The sequence below is a fragment of the Streptomyces dangxiongensis genome (assembly GCF_003675325.1).
In the GTDB taxonomy this organism is placed as follows: Bacteria; Actinomycetota; Actinomycetes; order Streptomycetales; family Streptomycetaceae; genus Streptomyces; species Streptomyces dangxiongensis.
In genome coordinates this window covers 481,733-499,917 of the sequence record NZ_CP033073.1, presented here as the reverse complement: position 1 = coordinate 499,917, position 18,185 = coordinate 481,733, and the positions used below count along the sequence as shown (strand labels likewise).

The following is an 18,185-nucleotide window of genomic DNA, read 5'->3' as shown; positions in this document are numbered from 1 at the left end:
CCCGGGCGCCGACGTGGGTAGGGGACGGCGGCTGGGGGTGTCCGTGCGGGGGCCCCGGGCGTCGGGTGCTGACCGTGCCCGGAGTCGGCCGGGTGCGATCCGTGAGCAGTATTTATATATGCGGTCCAGTTTGCAAGACGTATGAAAAAATTCATGCGCGGTCTGTGGCGAATCATCCCCGTTCGCGGGGTGGGAGACCGCAAGATCTTCACTTATGTGCGGCCCGCGCGGAAGGATCGGTCGCCGTACCAGCGCCGCGCCTGCGGGAGGACCGGTTCAGTCCCGGAGGAAGAACTGGTGGTGGTCCGAGAGCTGCTCGTACTTCTCCAGCCGGGCCTGGGTGCGCTCCGGATCGGCGTCGGTCATGGCCTGGAGCAGCGCGGCGGCCAGCACCCCGGGGGCGGAGTACGAGTCGAACACCAGCCGTGAACCGGTGCCGGTGGCGAAGGCGATGTCGGCCTCGTCGGCCAGCGGTCCGAGCGCCAGGTCGGTCACCAGGGCGACCCGCAGACCGGCACCGCGTGCCACCTTCAGGGCGTTGAGCGTCTCCTGCGAGTGCCGGGGCATGGCGAAGGCCAGCACCCAGCTCCCGCCGGCCTCGCGGGCCTGGAGCAGCGCGTCGTAGGCCACGCTGCCGCCCCGCGTCACCAGCCGCACGTCGGGGTGGATACGGCGGGCGGCGTAACCGAAGTACTCGGCGAGCGACACCGAGATGCGCAGGCCCAGCACGGTCAGCGGGGTGGACCGGGACAGCTCGCGGCCGGCGCGGATCACCCGGTCGGGGTCGGCGAAGTCGCGCCGCAGGTTCTCCAGGTTCTGGATCTCGGCGTCGACGGCCGCCTGGAGCTCGTTGGCCCGGTTCTCCTCGCCGGGCCCGCCGGCCAGGCCGCTCAGCGCGATCGACTGGAGCCTCTCCCGCAGCGCGGGGTAGCCGCTGAAGCCGACGGCGGCGGCGAAGCGGGTGACGGAGGGCTGGCTGACCCCGACCCGGTCCGCCAGCTCGGTGATCGGCAGGAACGCGGCTTCGGTGATGTGCTCGATCAGGTACTGGGCGATGCGCCGCTGTCCCGGCGACAGACGGGGCCCGTCGAACAGTTCCCGGAGCCGGGAGGTCGGGGAGGCCTCGGCCTCGGGCACGGTCTTGCCCGACGTGATCGCTGATGCCTGTGCGCGTGCCTGCTGCGGCGAGGGCACCGGTCGGCCTCCTTTGTCTGCCCGAGCACTCAACATAGCTCACCGACCCCGTGACCAGGGGGTTGAGCCAGCGGGCTCACCGCCGAAAGAGGCTGATGGAATGACCTACTTCGCCGGCCGGCCGGCTGCCGGCGATCAGCTCGGCGAGCCTGCCGCGCGCCTTGGCGACCGCGGAGTCGGACACCACCAGCAGTCCGCGCACACGCTCCGGCGGCACCCGGCGCGGATCGGCGGCGTGGATGCCGTAGTACGACGGCACTCCGCTGCCCTTGTACACCAGCCACACCCGCTCGCCCGGGTACCGCTGCCGGAGCCGGTCGGCGAGCCGGCCCAGGTCCTGTCCCCAGTCGACGTTGGAGTCGTGCAGCAGACGGTGCGTGTGCGCCGGGCCGCCGAAGGCCTCGTTCGCGTACGGCAGGTAGTACGGGAACGTCCGCAGCGAACTCACCGCCACGTACAGCACGAGCGCGCCGGTCAGGAACCCGCCCCAGCGCCTGCCCGCGCCCCGGTTCCGGTGCGGCACGGGCAGGCAGCCCGCCGCCACCGCGAGGAACATCGGCACGAACAGGGCGTACCGGGTGCCGAAGTCCCGCGCCCCGGTCATCGCCACCGCCAGCAGGACGAGGGGCGGCAGCAGCAGGTACGGCGCCGCGGGCCGCAGCCGCCGCACCGCCACGACCGCCACCGCGCCGGCCGCGCCCAGCGCCGCCAGCCCGAGCGGCGTCTTCACCAGCAGGGCGGCCGGCAGGTAGTACCAGAGCGAACCGGTGTACACGTGCCCGAACAGATAGCCCTGCCAGGGATAGTCCTCCAGCCCGAACTGCATCCGCATCCCCGCCCGGTACGCCTCGGGCACCGGCAGCAGGTCCACCAGACGCCCGCGCAGCCCGTGGACGGCCGGGACGGGCTCGGCGGGCGTGAACCGCAGCCAGGGATCGACGGCCAGATACGCGGCCCAGACGACGGCGAGCGCAACGAATGCCACGACGGCGGCACCCAGCAGCGCCGCCCCGACCGTCGGCAGCCGCATCCCGGACCATGCAAGAGCCTGCCGCTCCGGCCGGCCCGCCGGGGTCGGTCGGTCCGGCGGGGCCGGCCGGGTCGATACGGTCGGGCGGAAGGCCGGGAGAAACCGGCGCCGGACCGGGTCGGGCCTCGTGGCCTGAGCGGATCGGTGGGCGGACACCATGGACAGCGCCGCCAGCACCGTCAGTACCGGCACCGCCGGCAGCGCGCTCATCTTCGTCGCCACGGCCGCTCCCAGCGCGGCCCCGGCCGCCGGCAGGTACGGGACGGGCCGTCGCCGCGCCCGCCACACCAGCCAGGCCGACGTCAGCACGAACCCGGCCGCCGGCACGTCCAGGGTGGCAAGTGAGCCATGGGCGATCAGGTCGGGCGAGAAGGCGTACAGGGCGAGCGCCACGGTTCCACCCGCCGGGCCCGCCACCTCCCGGGCGAACGCGAAGGCGACCAGCCCGCACAGCAGGGTCAGCGCGATCACCGGCAGCCGCGCCCACAGCATCACCCGCCAGGGGTCATTGCCCGACTCGTACAGCAGATGCCGGCCCGCTTTCCCCTGGTCGGCGGTGTACGCAGGGTCGTAGTGCGGGTCCGCCACCGCCACCCCGGCCGCGATCAGGAGTTTCCCGAGCGGCGGATGCTCGGGGTTGTAGCGCACCCGGTGCGTGTGCAGGTAGTCGGTGGCCGTCGCCACGTACACGGGTTCGTCGATGGTGGGGGTCTGCCGCACCGCCGTGGTGACCATCGCCGCGGCCATCTGCGCCAGCAGCAGCACGACGAGGAGCGGCGTCAGCCGGCGCCCGTGCCTGCGCAGCCGGGCGTACCGGCCGACCGGAGCCCGCCGTACCGGCTCAGCGGCCGGAAGCCCGGGAGTGAGGACCAGGTGCTGTTCGCGCGTCATCGTCCGTCCCAGGGTGGCACCGGTCCGCGCGACGGACCGGTGCCCGCGGGCCCGGTCACGGTCCTGCCGGCGCACCGCTCCCGCCACCGCTGCACGAGTCGTACCGGCAGACTCTCCGCCGTGCCCACGGATACGGTCCGCGGCCCGTCGTGGTTCAGCCCGCCCGGCACGAACCGGCCGTACGGCCGGGACCCGGCCGGGTCTCAGGTCGCCGGGGGCCGCGGGGCGGGCAGGGCGGTGGCCGGCAGCAGCAGGTCCGCCCGTTCCCGCGTCGCCGCCACCAGGTCGGCGTTGCGCTGGTCCGTGCCCCGCACCCAGGCCACGGCAGCCGCCGTGGTCCTTGCCGAACTCCTCGTGCCGGGCGACCAGCCGGCGCACCCGCTCGTCCTCGTCCGTCTCGCAGAACCACACCTCGTCCAGGCACCGCCGCACCCGCCCCCACGCCCCCTCCCGCAGCAGCAGGTAGTTGCCCTCGGTCACCACCAGCCGGGCGGGCGGCACCGGGATCGCGCCCGCGACCGGCTGCTCCAGCACCCGCTCGAACGCCGGCGCGTACACCACCTCGCCGCTCTCCTCGCGCAGCCGCCGCAGCAGCGCCGCGTATCCGGCCGCGTCGAAGGTGTCCGGCGCGCCCTTGCGGTCCCGGCGGCCCAGCCGGTCCAGCTCGGCGTCGGCGAGATGGAAGCCGTCCATGGGCACGTGCACCGCCCACTGCGGATCGTCGCCGTTCAGGGCGTCCACGAGGCGGGCGGCGAGCGTCGTCTTGCCCGCGCCGGGACTGCCCGTGATGCCGAGCAGGGCACGCCGGCCGCTCCGGGACAGGGCGCGGGCACGGAGGAGGAGGTCGTCGAAGGTCAGGGACACACCGGGCAAGTGTGGCATCGCCCGTTCGCCGAACATGTGGCGTGCGCCACCCACTGGAGTGCTCCCGACGGGGAAGAGTCCTGGGTATGACTCAGCTCGGTCTGCCCGACACCATCCAGGCCTGTCTCTTCGACCTCGACGGGGTCGTCACCAAGACGGCCGTCGTGCACGCGGCGGCCTGGAAGGAGACGTTCGACGCGTTGCTGCGCGCCTACGACGGCGAGCAGGGAAGGCCGTTCGAGGACGCCGACTACGACGAGTACGTCGACGGCCGTCCCCGCGCCGACGGCGTCCGCGCCTTCCTCGACTCGCGCGGCATCCACCTGCCCGAGGGCGGTCCCGACGACCCTCCCGACGCCCGCACCGTCCACGGCGTCGGCAACCGCAAGAACGAGCTGCTGCTGGAGAGGATCCGCACCGGCGGCGTCGAGGCCTACGAGGGCACCCTGCGCTATCTGGAGGCGGTCCGCGCCCAGGGGCTGCGCACCGCGATCGTCTCCTCCAGCGCCAACTGCCAGGACGTACTGCGCGCCGTCGGGGCCGAGCACCTCTTCGACACACGCATCGACGGTGTGGTCGCCGCCGAGCGGAGCCTGCCGGGCAAGCCGAACCCCGACACGTTCCTCGCCGCCGCCCGCGACCTCGGCGTCGAGGCGTCCCGCGCCGCCGTCTTCGAGGACGCCCTGGCCGGCATGGACGCGGGCCGCGCGGGCGGCTTCGGATACGTCGTGGGCGTCGACCGGGTCGGCCAGACCGACGCGCTGTACAAGCACGGAGCCGACACCGTCGTGCGGGACCTCGCCGAGCTGGGAGGCCGGCGGTGATCACCGAGCGGTCGTACGCCGTCGAACCGTGGACCGTCCGGGAGACCACCCTCGACCTGGACGTCCTCGCCCAGAGCGAATCGGTGTTCGCCCTGTCCAACGGGCACGTCGGCTGGCGCGGCAACCTCGACGAGGGGGAACCGCACGGCCTGCCCGGCAGCTACCTCAACGGCGTCCACGAGGTGCACCCGCTGCCCTACGCGGAGGCCGGCTACGGCTACCCCGAGTCCGGGCAGACCGTCATCAACGTCACCAATGGCAAGGTCCTGCGGCTGCTGGTGGACGACGAGCCGTTCGACCTGCGCTACGGCCGTCTCGTCGCCCACGAGCGCGTACTGGACCTGCGCCGCGGCGTGCTGGAGCGGACCTGCGAGTGGACCTCGCCCGCCGGCTCCACCGTCCGGGTGCGCTCCACCCGGCTGGTGTCGCTGACCCAGCGTGCGGTGGCCGCGGTCGCGTACGAGGTGGAGGCCGTCGGCAGCCGCAGCCGCGTGGTGATCCAGTCGGAACTGGTGGCCAACGAGAGCCTGCCGCAGTCCGACGGCGACCCGCGCGCCGCGCGGGCGCTGAAGTCGCCGCTGGAGCAGGAGGACGGCTTCGCCGCCGGCAACCGGCTGCGGCTGGTGCACCGCACCCGGCGCAGCGGCCTGCGGGTCGCCGTCGCCGCCGACCACGTCGTCACCGGCCCCGACCGCACCACCACCCGCAGCGAGAGCGGCATCGACGTCGCCCGGCTGACCGTGACCTCCGTGCTGGAGCCCGGACAGACCCTGCGGGTGGAGAAGCTGGTCGCTCACGGCTGGTCCGGCGCCCGCTCGCTGCCCGCGATGGCCGACCAGGTCGACGCCGCGCTCGCCGCGGCCGGGCACGACGGCTGGCAGGGCCTGCTGAGCGACCAGCGGGCCTGCCTGGACGACTTCTGGGCCCGCGCCGACGTCGAGGTGGAGGGCGACGAGGAGATCCAGCAGGCCGTCCGCTTCGCCCTCTTCCATGTCCTCCAGGCCGGGGCCCGCGCCGAACAGCGCGCGATCCCCGCTAAGGGGCTCACCGGCTCCGGGTACGACGGGCACGCCTTCTGGGACACCGAGATGTTCGTGCTGCCGGTGCTCACCCACACCGCGCCGGCCGCCGTCGCCGAGGCGCTGCGCTGGCGGTACAACACCCTGGACGAGGCCCGCGAACGCGCTGCCCAGCTCGGACTCGCCGGGGCCGCGTTCCCCTGGCGGACCATCGCCGGCCCCGAGGGCTCCGCGTACTGGCCGGCCGGCACCGCCGCCTTCCACGTGAACGCCGACGTCGCCGACGCCGTCGTCCGCTACGTCGAGGCCACCGGCGACACCGCCTTCGAGCGGGAGACCGGCGTGGAACTGCTGGTGGAGACGGCCCGGCTGTGGCGGTCGCTGGGCCACCACGACCGGCACGGCGTCTTCCACCTCGACGGCGTCACCGGCCCCGACGAGTACAGCGCGGTCGCCGACGACAACACGTACACCAACCTCATGGCCCGGCAGAACCTGCGTGCCGCCGCCGACGCCGTCGAACGCCATCCGCGCGAGGCCCGGCGGCTCGGCGTGGACGAGGAGGAGAGCGCGGTCTGGCGGGACGCCGCCGACGCCATGCACCTCCCCTACAACGAGGAACTCGCCGTCCACGAACAGCACGCCGGGTTCACCCGCTACCAGCGCTGGGACTTCGCCGGCACGCGTGCCGACCAGTACCCGCTGCTGCTCCACTTCCCCTATTTCGATCTGTACCGCAAGCAGGTCGTCAAGCAGGCCGACCTCGTGCTGGCCATGTACACGTGCGCGGACTACTTCGAGCAGGAGTACGACGAGGAGCAGATCGCCCGGAACTTCGCCTACTACGAGCCGCTCACCGTGCGCGACTCCTCGCTGTCCGCCTGCTGCCAGGCCGTCATCGCCGCCCGGACCGGTCATCTGGACCTCGCCCACGCCTACACCACCGAGGCCGCGCTGATGGACCTGCACGACCTGGAGCACAACACCCGGGACGGGCTGCACATCGCCTCCCTCGCGGGCACGTGGATGGCGCTGGTCGCGGGTTTCGGCGGCATGCGCCGTGACGGCGACCGGCCCCGGTTCGCGCCGCGCCTGCCCGAGCGGCTGAGCCGCCTCGCCTTCCACGTCCAGTTCCGCGGGCGCCGGCTGCGTGTGGAGATCGGCGCGGACAAGGCGACGTACGCGTTGCTGGACGGGCCGCCGCTGACGATCCGTCACCACGGTGAGTCGCTGACGATCAGCACCGACGAGCCGGCCGTCCGGGCCATACCGCCGATGGTCCGCCGCGCCGCCCCGGAGCAGCCGGCCCACCGGGCACCGAACGGCGACGGCTGACCTGCGGTCGGCTGGCCGGGGCGGGGCGGGTCGTCGCCGGGTGCGGGTGGGCGGTGGCCGGTCGCGCGGTCCCTCGCGCCCCTTGGGGTGTCTGGCTCTGGCCTCGTTGGTCGGTCGGGGGCGGGTCTCAGTCGTCGTCGGGTGTGAGCAGCTCGCGCAGGGCGCGTTCGTGTTCGGGGCTGAGGCCGGTCACGAAGTGGCGGAGGGCGGCGATCGGGTCCGGGCCCCGGTCCAGGGCCTCGTGCATCGCCTGGGCGGTCAGCTCCGCCGCGTTCATCGCCGGACGGTACGCGCCGCGCCGCCCGTCGGCGTCCCGTACCACCAGCCCCTTGTCGTGGAGCCGTTTGAGGATGGTGTGCACCGTGTTGTACGCGAGTCCGCCGCCTATCCCGGCCTGGACCTCCGCCGGGGTCAGGGGCCGTTCGCCGGCCCAGAGGGCGGCCAGCACCTCGCTCTCCAGCGCCCCGGCCCTGCGCCGCCCCGCCCCGCCGCGGGCCCCTGTGCCAGCCATGCCCCAACCTTACAGCGCGTAGGGCCGTCGGCCGGATGGCCGTACCCACCCCGCGCGGGCGGCCCGGCCGGGCTAGCTTGGCGATGGCTTCCCGGCTCCGGGCCCGCCGTTACGGGCAGGTGCGCGCGGGGGAGCGGCCGTGAGGAAGCTGTAGGCGAGAAGCGGTGATCCATGACCGGCAGCACGGACGCCCAGCACGCCGGCGCGCGCCGCGCCGTACCCCCCGTGACCGCCGGTGGCCGCACCCGGGCCCGCGCCACCGCCCCGCTCGCGGCCGTCGCCGCCGTCTTCACCCTCGTCCAACTGCTCCTCGTCGGCCCCGGCACCGGCCTCGGCTGGGACGAGACGGTGTACGTCAGCCAGGTCGGCGCGCACGCCCCGGCCTCGTTCTTCAGCGCACCGCGCGCCCGGGGCGTCTCCCTGCTCGTCGCACCGGTCGCCGCCTGGTCGTCCTCCACCGTCCTGCTGCGGATCTACCTCGCGGTCCTCTCCGGCCTCGCCCTGTACCTGGCGCTGCGAGCCTGGCGGGACCTGTTCCCGGTCCGCGTCCTGGCTCTCGCCGGCGCCCTCTTCGCCTCCCTGTGGGTGACCCTGTTCTACGGGCCGCAGGCGATGCCCAACTACTGGGTCGCCGTGGGCGCGCTCACCGCCGTCGCCTGCTTCCTGCGTGCCGGGGCCGCCGGCGCCGGGACGGACCGGGCCGCCCTGGCCGGGCTGGCCGCGAGCGCGGCGCTCATGGCGTGGATGCGGCCGACGGACGCCGTCTGGGCGGCCCTGCCACTGCTCGCCCTCGGTGCGGCCCGACGCCACCGGCGGGCGTTGCCCGTGCTGCTGACCGGCCTGGCCGCGGGCGCCGCCGAGTGGGTGATCGAGGCGTACGTGCGCTACGGCGGCCTCGTCCGGCGGCTGGCCGACGGCTCGGCGATCCAGGGCGGCCTCGGCTGGCACCTCGCCGTCGTCGACCAGTTGCGCAGCCTCGGCGGCCGGACCCTGTGCCGGCCGTGCACCGGTGGCCCGCCCCACCCCGCCCTCACCGCCTGGTGGTTCGTGCTGCCGCTGCTCGCCGCGCTCGGACTGGTCGTCGCCGTCCGCGCCCGGCGCCCGGCGGCCACGGCGTTGCCGCTCGCCTGCGCGGCGACGGCCGCCTTCCCCTACCTGTTCCTGATCGGCTACGCGGCACCCCGCTTCCTGCTGCCCGCCTACGCCCTGGTCGCCGTCCCGGTCGCCGACGCGCTGGTCCACCTGACGACGGTTCCCCGTCCCTCCCGGCGCCCGGCCGTCGTGACGCTGGTCTGCGCCGGGCTCGCCGCCCACCTCGCCGTACAACTGGCGATCCTCGGGCACACGGCCGGCAACACCGCCGCCGCCCACCGGTCCTGGTCCCGCACCGCGGCCGAGCTGCACCGTCGGGGCATCCGCCCGCCCTGTCTGGTCACCGGCGACGACGCCCTCCCGGTCGCCTACCGGGCCGGCTGCTCCTCCGCCGCCACGGCCGGCCCCAACGCGAACGCCACCGACGACGGCATCACCCGCACCGCCCGGCGCGTGCCGGTCGCCGCGCTGGTGCCGGCGGAGGCCTCACCGCCCCGGTATGCCCGCGCCTGGACGTCCGTGCCATGGGGCGGCGGACGGCTCTACTACGTCGTCCCCGGACCCCGCCGCTGACGTCCGCCCGACCGCTCTCCCCGGCAGGGCGGGGTGCGGAGAAGGACCGTGGCGCGTTTTACCGCACATGGGTTGCATATGCGGCAGGCATGGCCCAAGGCTGGGTGGTGACCGCCTCTGGTTCCGCTCCGCCCCTCCCCGCCCCGCCGAGACCCAGTCCTCGGCCCGGCACCGCGTCCATGGCTCCTGACGCGGCAGGAGCGGATCAGGGGCGGTTCGGCACAGCCCGGGCGACGGTGGGGTTAATGATCCTCTTGCGGGTTACGCGGTGCAGGACCGCCCGTGAACCGCGAAGGAGGCGACCATGAGCGACCGGTCCGAGCAGACCCCCATGGCCGACGATGCCTACCAGCCCACCGGAACCAACGAGGAACAGGAGGACGCCGCACCCCTGGACCTTCAGGACGCGGTGGGCGAACGCACCTATGACGACATCCTCGATGAGGGCTACTCCCCGCCCGAACGCCCGCTGGGCGTCACCAAGCACGGCATCACCGCCGCCGAGCAGCACGAGGGGGAGACCCTGGACGAGCGGCTCGGCCAGGAGGTCCCCGACGTGACCCCGCCGGCCGGCGACGAGATCGGCGATCTGCCGGGCGGCGCGGGCGAGCCGGTCGACTCCGAGGCCGGCGAGACCCGCGCGGGGCGCCTGGTCGCCCCGGACGAGGGCGCCCACGCCGACACGGTCAAGGAAGAGATCGCCGAGGACGTGGGCATCGACGGCGGAGCGGCGGGCGCCGAAGAAGCGGCCGTGCACGTGATCCCGGACGACACCGTCCTGCCGGAGTGACCGCCGGCGCCCGCTCGCCTCACGCGCGAGACGACGGTACCGGCTGGGCGTTCCCTCGCCCGGCCGGTAGCGTCGTCCGTCTCCCTCGGTTCCCCGGACCGCCCTAGGGCAGCAGCTTCTCGACGGCCGCGGAGCCCTCGGACTCCAGCTTCTGCCGCGCCCAGTCGAGGTTCTTCGGCGTGACGTCCCTGCCCGCCGCCATCACCAGATCCTCGGGGGTGACGTCCCTCGGGGGAGCGGAGTGGAGCAGGGCGTCCGGGGTGCAGACGTCGTCCGACGACGACCGGGACTCTTCGGGTGTGGATGTCGACATGATGCCTCCTCCTCGGTCCGGATGACCGCATCCGTGCCGGTGCCTTTCGAACGGGGCACCCTCTCACCATTGCCCGCCTCGGCGCACCCTGCATCCGGAAAGCGCCGGGGGCGGCGAGGAAGCGCCTGCCCACGCCACACGAGCCCATTCGCTTCTAAGCTGGATAACACCCGTGAACGGGAAACGCCCGTGAGCGGGGGGACACCCGCATCGTGGGACAACGCCCGTACCGAACCGGGAGGCCGCCGATGGCCGAGACGCCGTTCCCCGAGGACGCGGCCCCCGGCCGCCGCTACCTCCCCATCGCCGACCACGGACTCATCGGCGACCTGCGCAGTGTGGCCCTGGTCGGCACCGACGGCACCATCGACTGGTACTGCTGCCCGTCCTTCGACGCCCCCAGCGTCTTCGCGGCGATCCTGGACGCCGAACGCGGCGGCCGGTTCGAGCTGGCCGCCACCGTGCCGGCCCGGACCAAACAGTTCTACTTCCCCGACACCAACGTGCTGATCACCCGGTTCTTCACCGAGGACGGCGTCGGCGAGGTGCAGGACTTCATGCCCGTCGGGACGGAGGGCTCCGAGACCGGCCGGCACCGGCTCATCCGGCGCGTGGTCTGCGTCCGCGGCACCGTGCCCTTCCGGGCGCTGGTCGCCCCCCGCTTCGACTACGGCGCCGCCCCGCACACCCTGCGCGCCCTGGACGGCATGGTTCTGTTCGAGTCGCCCGACCTGTCCCTGACACTCACCTCCACCACGGCCCTGGAGTACGACGACCGGGACGCGTGGGCCGACTTCAAACTCGACGAGGGCGACTCCACGGTGTTCGCCCTGGACCAGGCCGGCGCCCGGATCGCCCCGCGCGGCTGTGCCCACGCCGAGGCCGAGCACGAGTTCACCGCCACCGTCGCCTACTGGCGGCGCTGGCTCCACCAGTCCCGCTACCGGGGCCGCTGGCGAGAGATGGTGCACCGCTCCGCACTCACCCTCAAGCTGCTCACCTACGCCCCCACCGGCGCGATCATCGCCGCCCCCACCACCAGCCTGCCCGAACAGCTCGGCGGCGAACGCAACTGGGACTACCGGTACGTGTGGGTGCGGGACGCCGCGTTCTGCGTGTACGCGCTGCTGCGGCTCGGCTTCAGCGGCGAGGCGGAGGCCTTCATGCGGTTCGTGACCACACACATCAGCCCCGGCTGCGGCGACGGCACCGGACCCCTGCAGATCATGTACGGCATCGACGGCCGCGCCGACCTGCCCGAACGCGAGCTGCCGCACCTGGAGGGGCATCAGGGCTCCGCACCGGTCCGGGTCGGCAACGCCGCCGCCGGTCAGCTCCAGCTCGACATCTACGGCGCGCTGATCGACTCCATCTACCTCTACGACACGTGGGCCCAGCCCATCTCCAGCGGTCAGTGGGACGACGTGTGCCAGTTGGTCGACTGGGTGTGCGACCACTGGGACCAGCCCGACGAGGGCGTGTGGGAGACCCGCGGCGGGCGCAAGAACTTCCTCTACTCGCGGCTGATGTGCTGGGTCGCGATCGAGCGGGCCATCCGCCTCGCCAACCGGCGCGGCCTGCCCGCCGACCTGACCCGCTGGCGTCGGTCCCGCGACACCGTCTACCGCCGGATCATGGACCGCGGCTGGTCCGAGCGCCGGGGCGCCTTCGTGCAGTACGAGGGCGGCGACGTCCTGGACGCCTCCCTGCTGATGATGCCGCTCGCCAAATTCATCGCCCCCACCGACCCCAAGTGGCTGTCCACCCTGGACGCCCTCACCGACGACCTGGTCTCCGACTCCCTCGTCTACCGCTACGACCCGCAGGCCAGCCCCGACGGACTCCGCGGCGACGAGGGCACGTTCTCCATCTGCTCCTTCTGGTACGTCGAGGCGCTCGTCCGGGCCGGCCGCCTCGACGAGGCCCGCCTCGCCTTCGAGAAGATGCTCACCTACGCCAACCATCTCGGCCTGTACGCCGAGGAGATCGGCCGCACCGGCCGCCAACAGGGCAACTTCCCGCAGGCCTTCACCCATCTGTCCCTGATCAGCGCCGCCTTCAACCTGGACCGTGCCCTCGGCTGAACCCTCCTACGGCGCCCCCGCACTCGGCGGTACCGCCCTCGGCGCCCCCCCCACGGCACGCGCCCACCGGGTGTCCGCCGCGCCCGGCCCGTTCACGGAAGCGGCTGTTCCGCCCAGATGACCTTGCCCTGCGGGGTGTAGCGGGTGCCCCAGCGCTCGGCGAGCTGGGCGACCAGGAACAGACCGCGGCCGCCCTCGTCGGTGCTCCCCGCGTACCGCAGATGCGGGGACGTCGTGCTGCGGTCGGAGACCTCGCAGATCAGCGTGCGGTCGCGCAGCAGCCGCACCCCGATGGGGCCGCGACCGTAGCGGATGGCGTTGGTCACCAGCTCGCTGAGGATCAGCTCGGTCGTGAACGCCAGGTCTTCCAGGCCCCAGCCGGACAGCTCCCGGGTCACCGAGGCCCGTACCTCGGACACGGCCGCCGGTTCGGACGGCACCTGCCACTGCGCGACCCGGTCCCCGCCCAGCACCCGGGTGCGGGCCACGATCAGCGCCACGTCGTCGCTCGGCCGGGCCGGCAGCCGGTCCAGCACCGTACGGCAGGTGTCCTCCGGTGACGCGCCCGGCGTACGGAGCAGGGCGTCGCGGAGCAGGCCGAGCCCCTCGTCGATGTCCCGCTCCCGGTCCTCCACCAGCCCGTCGGTGTACAGCACCAGCCGGCTGTCCTCCGGCAGTTCCAGCTCCGCCGTCTCGAACGGCAGCCCGCCCAGGCCCAGCGGCGGACCCGCCGGCAGGTCGAGGAACTCCACGCTGCCGTCCGGGCGCGCCAGTGCGGGCGGCGGATGACCGGCCCGCGCCATCGAGCACCGCCGGGACACCGGATCGTAGATCGCGTACAGGCAGGTCGCGCCCGTGACCACGGCCGCGCCCGTCGCCGGGGTCTCGTCCTGGTCGATCCGCCCGACCAGCTCGTCCAGCAGAGCGAGCAGTTCGTCGGGCGGCAGATCGAGCGAGGAGAAATTGTGCACGGCCGTACGCAGCCGGCCCATGGTCGCCGCCGCGTGCAGCCCGTGCCCCACGACATCGCCGACGACGAGCGCGACCCGCGCGCCGGACAGCGGCAGCACGTCGAACCAGTCGCCGCCCACCCCGGCCTGGGCCGGCAGATAGCGGTAGGCGATGTCCAGCGCGCCCTGCTCGGGCAGGGTCCGCGGCAGCAGGCTGCGCTGGAGGGTCACCGCCATGCTGTGCTCTCGGGTGTACCGGCGGGCGTTGTCGATCGACACCGCCGCCCGTGCCACCAACTCCTCGGCGAGGGCCAGTTCCTCCGTGTCGAACGGCTGCGGCTTCTCCGACCGCCAGAAGGTCGCCACCCCCAGCACCAGACTGCCCGCCCGCAGCGGCACCGCGATCAGCGAGTGGATGCCGTACGCCAGGACCTGGTCGCTGCGTTCCAGGTCCTGCGCGCGCCAGCCGGGCGACGTGCGGAGCCGGGGCTCGACCAGCGACTGGCCGGTGACCAGGCTGCGGGCCTGCGGTGAGGTGGGCACGAACCGGATCCGGTCGCCGGCCGGGTACAGCGGGGCGTCCTTGCGGATGCCGGCACAGGCCGCACGGCGCAGCGCCGTCCCCGGCCGCGGCTCCTCCCCGCTGAGCACCGCGTCGAACAGGTCCACCGTCGCGAAGTCCGCGAACCGGGGCACCGCAAGCTGCGCCAGCTCCTCCGCGGTACGGGTCACGTCCAGGCTGGTGCCGATGCCCACCCCGGCGTCGTACAGCATGTTCAGCCGCTCCCGGGCCACCTCCGCGCGGCCGGACACGGCGCGCAGCTCGGTGGAGTCGCGCAGCGTCGTCACGCTCCCGGCCGGGCCGCCGCGCAGGTCGGTGGGCCGCTGGTTGACCGCCAGCAGACGGTCCTTGACCAGGTGCACCTCGTCCGTGGCGATCCGCCCGGAGGCCAGCAGACCGGCCGTCTCGTCGTCCAGGCCCAGCTCCAGCACATGCCGGCGCTCGGCGTCCTCGGGCAGGTCCAGCAAGCGGTGCGCCTCGTCATTGGCCAGCAGCAGCCGCCCGTCGCCGCCGACGATCAGCACCCCTTCCCGGACGGCGTGCAGCACCGCGTCGTGGTGCTCGTACATGCGGGTCATCTCGTACGGCCCGAGACCGCGCGTCTGGCGCAGCAACCGCCGGCTGACCAGGGCCGTGCCCGCGGTGGCCAGCGCGAGCGCCGCTGCCGCCGCCGCGAGCAGCAACGGGAGCTGCTGGTCGGCGGCCCCGCCCACGTGCGCGGTGGTGATCCCCGCGGACACCAGGCCGGCCACCTTGCCGGCCCGGTCCCTGACCGGGACCACGACCTGCACCAGCGGGCCGATGGTGCCGGTGATGTGCTCGGTGACCGTGCCGCCGGCGAGGGCCGGGGCGATCGTGCCGACGAACCTCCTGCCGATGCGGTCGGTCCTGGGATGGGTGTAGCGGACGCCGTCGGTGTTCATCACGACGACGAAGTCCACGCCGGTGGCCTTGCGGGTGGCCTCGGCGCGCGGCTGGAGCACGGCCGTGGGGTCGGGGGAGCGCAGGGCGGCGGCCGTGCCGGGCGCGTTCGCGAACGTCTCGGCCACGGCGAGGGAGCGGTTGGTCGCCTCGAGGTCGCTGTCGTGCCGCACCTGGAGGACCTGTGCCACGACGGCCGAGACGACCAGCAGGAGCACGATCACCACCTGGAGCAGGAACACCTGCCCCGCCACGCTGCGCCCCGACACCGCCGACCGCAGCACCCCCGGCCGGCTGCCGTCCGCGTCGTCCCCGTTCCGCGGCGGCCCCTGCGGTGCGCGCGGGTGCCCGAAAGAACGGGACGGCCGAGTCGCGGGCCGGCTGGGCAGTCGCACCATGTGCCCATGTCTACACTGCCCGGCGCCCTCAGGCGAGACCGTCACCCGGGCTGCCCACCGCTGGCCGGGAAGAGGGCCGCCGGGAGCGAGAACGGGGAGACGGCGGGGAAGGCGGGGTCAGCCGTGCGGTGGGGGTGGCGGGGTGGAGGCGGGCGGCCGGTCGTGCGGTGCGGGGGCCGGGCGACGGGCGGCGAGCAGGAGAGCCACGTCGTCGGGGCGGTCGGTGGCGTGCCGGGCGTTGGCCGTGAGCTGGTCGGCGACCCCGGTCAGCGACCGCCTGCCGGGCCGGCCGGCGTTCGCACCGGCCTGGGCGAGCGCCAGCCGGAGCGCGGTGATGCCGTCGTCGATGTCGGCGCCCGGCCGCTCCACGAGCCCGTCCGTGTACAGGGCGAGGATGGCGTCCGGCTCCAGCAGCACCTCGGTGACCGGGTACCGGGCGGCCGGATCCACCCCGAGGACGACACCGCCCGGGATGTCCAGCACGCGGGTGCTGCCGTCGGGAGCGCGCAACAGCGGCGGCGGATGGCCGGCCCGGGCGATCCTGGTCCGGCCGGTGACGGGGTCGAGGCGCAGATAGCAGCAGCTGGCGAACTGGCCCGGGTCCAGGTCGATCAACAGGAGGTTGGTGCCGCTCAGCACCTCGTCCGGCGGCCGGTCGCCCAGCGCGAACGCGCGGACGGCACTGCGTAGCTGCCCCATGGTGGCCGCGGCCTGCACCCCGTGCCCCTGCACATCGCCGATGACCAGCGCGAGCCCGTCCCCGGCACCGACCACGTCATACCAGTCACCGCCCACGTCCATGCCCTGCGTACCGGGCAGATACCGGCCCGCGGTCTCCACCCGCGGGTGCACCGACAGCCGCCGGGGCAGCAGCGCCTGCTGGAGACCGCGCGCCAGCGCCGCCTCGCTGTCGTAGCGCTGTGCCCGCTCCATCGCGTGCGCGATCAGCCCGGCGAGCGCGGTGAGGACCGTACGTTCCTCCGTGCTGAAGCCGCGTGAGCCCTCGAAGCCGAGGATGCAGGAGCCGACCGGCCGGCCGGAGGCGATCAGCGGCAGGAAGGCCCGGGCGCCCTCGTCGGCGTCGAGCGCGATGCCCGGGTAGGCGGCGGTAAGCTGCTGCATCGACTCGAAGAACAGCGGCCGGCCGGTGGTCAGGGTCTCCACGCCCGGCAGGTGCGCGTCCAGGCCGACCCCCTCGAACGAGGCGAGGAAGCCCTGCGGGAAGCCGGTCTCCCAGGCCAGGTACAGGTGGCGTTCCTGGAGCAGGTAGATGGCCAGGCGCCGGCCGCCGAACGCGGGCAGCAGCTCCTGCATGACGACCGCCGACACCTGCCGGGCGGTCACCGCGTCGGTCAGCGCGATGGCGAGAGCGATGGGCCGGTACAGCGGCGCCAGCGAGTGACCGGACGCCACCGTGTCCTCCGGGACGTGCGCCTCGGGGACCTCCCCCAGCGCGGTCTCCATACGGCTGGCCGGGACGAGTGTGCAGGTCAGCAGGTCCGGGCCGGGGTGTATCGACACGGCCAGCCACTCGCCCTCACCGGGCTCGCCCCGGTCACCGGCCGGCCGCCGCGCGTGGAAGTGCACCGGGTCCGGGGCGAGCAGCGCGCCCCGCAGGTGATCGTCGTACGGCGGCCCGGACAGCCACGGCATCGCCTCCCACAGCGCGCGCCCGAGCAACCACTCCCGCTCCCGGCCCGCGAACCGGGCCGCGGCCGGATTGGCGTACACGATCAGCCCCAGCCGGTCCAGGCAGAACACGCCCTGCGGCAGCAGGTCGGCCGCGCCGTCCGCGGAGGCCCCCGGGCCGGGGTCGAAGACCACCCCCCGGACCAGCCCGCGGACCGCATCGCGCCCCGCCGTCCCGCTGGCGCCGCCGGACGCCGGCCACAGATCGAGCAACCGCGGTGTGCCGTCCCGGGACCGCAGGTCCAGCGGGGTACCCGGCGGCGTCCCGGCGGCGGCGTCGCGCAGCGCGGCCAGGATGCGGTGCGCGTCGGCCGGGGCCACGGCGTCCGCGAGCGCCGCCTCCGTCCCCGTGAACTCGCCGGGGCGCAGGCCGAGCAGCGCGTGCAGCCGGTCGTCCGCGAGCACCTCGGAGGTCGCCGGGTCCCAGGTGAAGCGTCCCACGGCGGCGCGTGCGGCCTGGCTCGCGGGCGGCCGGACACCGAGCGGCTCCCCGTCCCAGGACACCGTGCTCTCGTCGCCGTCGGCCAGGGCCCGCAGGCCGGCGCCGAGGCCCTCGGCGAGCTGGGCGAGCTGGTCCCGGTCGAGGAGGTCGTCGAGGGTGTCCGCCACCGACGGGCGCAGCACCGTGAGGACGCCCAGCGGCTCGGTCCCACCCGGCACCGGCACGTGCACCGACCCGAACGGGAACGGCAGACCGGCCGCGAACTGTGGATACCGGCGCATGGTCTCCGTGGCGTTCGGCAGGACCACCGGCACGCCGAGCCGGTAGGCGTCGGCGACGGGGAAGGGACGGCCGACGTGCAGTCGCCACCAGGGCCTGAACAGCGCGCCGGGCAGCCCCACGAGCACCGCGAGGCGCAGCGTGCCCGGCGTGCCGGACCGCAGATACACGCCCGCCACCCGGCCGTCGGCCGCGCCGACCGCGCAGGTCGAGGCGTCGGCCAGCAGCGCGGCCAGCCGGGCCCGCGTACGGACCGCCCGCTCGCCGCTCCCGGTCATCGGTCCACCTCGTCCCGTGCGCCTCCGGATGGATGACATGGATGACACAGCAAGAATGCGCCACGACACACGCGGAACGCACCTGGGCGGGGAGGGCGCGGGGGACCGGAGCGGACCGCTTCGGCGGGGAGCCGCTCCACGTTCCG

The 18,185-nt window shown here is 74.2% G+C and carries 11 protein-coding genes and 1 pseudogene; 5 read left to right on the top strand and 7 right to left on the bottom strand.

Features of this window, described 5'->3' with window-relative positions:
- Positions 1 to 276 precede the first annotated feature (276 nt).
- The 3 genes and pseudogenes from D9753_RS02575 to D9753_RS02565 all read right to left on the bottom strand — a co-directional run bounded on the left by D9753_RS02575 (position 277) and on the right by D9753_RS02565 (position 3,979).
- Positions 277 to 1,194, bottom strand: a complete 918-nt coding sequence (locus D9753_RS02575) for a MurR/RpiR family transcriptional regulator (RefSeq protein WP_163010600.1) — start codon at positions 1,192 to 1,194, stop codon at positions 277 to 279.
- A gap of 76 nt (positions 1,195 to 1,270) precedes the next feature.
- Positions 1,271 to 3,115, bottom strand: coding sequence for a phospholipid carrier-dependent glycosyltransferase (locus D9753_RS02570; RefSeq protein WP_121790858.1), 1,845 nt, complete (start codon positions 3,113 to 3,115; stop codon positions 1,271 to 1,273).
- A gap of 203 nt (positions 3,116 to 3,318) precedes the next feature.
- Positions 3,319 to 3,979 (bottom strand): annotated as a pseudogene (locus tag D9753_RS02565) (nucleoside/nucleotide kinase family protein).
- A gap of 86 nt (positions 3,980 to 4,065) precedes the next feature.
- Between D9753_RS02565 and D9753_RS02560 the strand changes: the two are divergent.
- Together D9753_RS02560 and D9753_RS02555 are read left to right on the top strand one after the other, a co-directional pair.
- Positions 4,066 to 4,803, top strand: coding sequence for an HAD family hydrolase (locus tag D9753_RS02560; protein WP_121785524.1), 738 nt, complete (start codon positions 4,066 to 4,068; stop codon positions 4,801 to 4,803).
- A complete protein-coding gene (locus D9753_RS02555; protein ID WP_121785523.1) occupies positions 4,800 to 7,157 on the top strand; it encodes a glycoside hydrolase family 65 protein in 2,358 nt (785 codons plus the stop codon). The genes D9753_RS02560 and D9753_RS02555 overlap by 4 nt, the downstream gene beginning before the upstream one ends.
- 127 nt (positions 7,158 to 7,284) lie before the next feature.
- Here the strand turns inward: D9753_RS02555 and D9753_RS02550 are convergent, their stop codons facing one another.
- The gene (locus D9753_RS02550) at positions 7,285 to 7,668 is read right to left on the bottom strand and encodes a BlaI/MecI/CopY family transcriptional regulator (RefSeq protein WP_121785522.1); all 384 of its coding nucleotides are present in this window, start codon (positions 7,666 to 7,668) and stop codon (positions 7,285 to 7,287) included.
- Positions 7,669 to 7,839: 171 nt separating this feature from the next.
- On the opposite strand from D9753_RS02550, the gene D9753_RS02545 reads away from it, so the two are divergent.
- Entirely contained in the window at positions 7,840 to 9,333 is a 1,494-nt protein-coding gene (locus tag D9753_RS02545; RefSeq protein WP_121785521.1) for a hypothetical protein, read from the top strand.
- Between the two features lie 304 nt (positions 9,334 to 9,637).
- Positions 9,638 to 10,123, top strand: a complete 486-nt coding sequence (locus D9753_RS02540) for a DUF5709 domain-containing protein (RefSeq protein WP_121785520.1) — start codon at positions 9,638 to 9,640, stop codon at positions 10,121 to 10,123.
- A gap of 103 nt (positions 10,124 to 10,226) precedes the next feature.
- On the opposite strand, the gene D9753_RS02535 is transcribed toward D9753_RS02540, so the two are convergent.
- Positions 10,227 to 10,436: a hypothetical protein gene (locus D9753_RS02535; RefSeq protein WP_121785519.1), complete on the bottom strand. Its 210-nt coding sequence runs from the start codon at positions 10,434 to 10,436 to the stop codon at positions 10,227 to 10,229.
- 248 nt (positions 10,437 to 10,684) lie between these two features.
- Here D9753_RS02535 and D9753_RS02530 point away from each other — a divergent pair, with 248 nt between their 5' ends.
- Positions 10,685 to 12,520: a glycoside hydrolase family 15 protein gene (locus D9753_RS02530; protein ID WP_121785518.1), complete on the top strand. Its 1,836-nt coding sequence runs from the start codon at positions 10,685 to 10,687 to the stop codon at positions 12,518 to 12,520.
- Positions 12,521 to 12,612: 92 nt separating this feature from the next.
- Here the strand turns inward: D9753_RS02530 and D9753_RS02525 are convergent, their stop codons facing one another.
- Positions 12,613 to 15,351, bottom strand: a complete 2,739-nt coding sequence (locus D9753_RS02525; RefSeq protein ID WP_240468009.1) for a SpoIIE family protein phosphatase/ATP-binding protein — start codon at positions 15,349 to 15,351, stop codon at positions 12,613 to 12,615.
- A gap of 117 nt (positions 15,352 to 15,468) precedes the next feature.
- Positions 15,469 to 18,039: a SpoIIE family protein phosphatase gene (locus D9753_RS02520; RefSeq protein WP_121785516.1), complete on the bottom strand. Its 2,571-nt coding sequence runs from the start codon at positions 18,037 to 18,039 to the stop codon at positions 15,469 to 15,471.
- Positions 18,040 to 18,185: the final 146 nt, after the last annotated feature.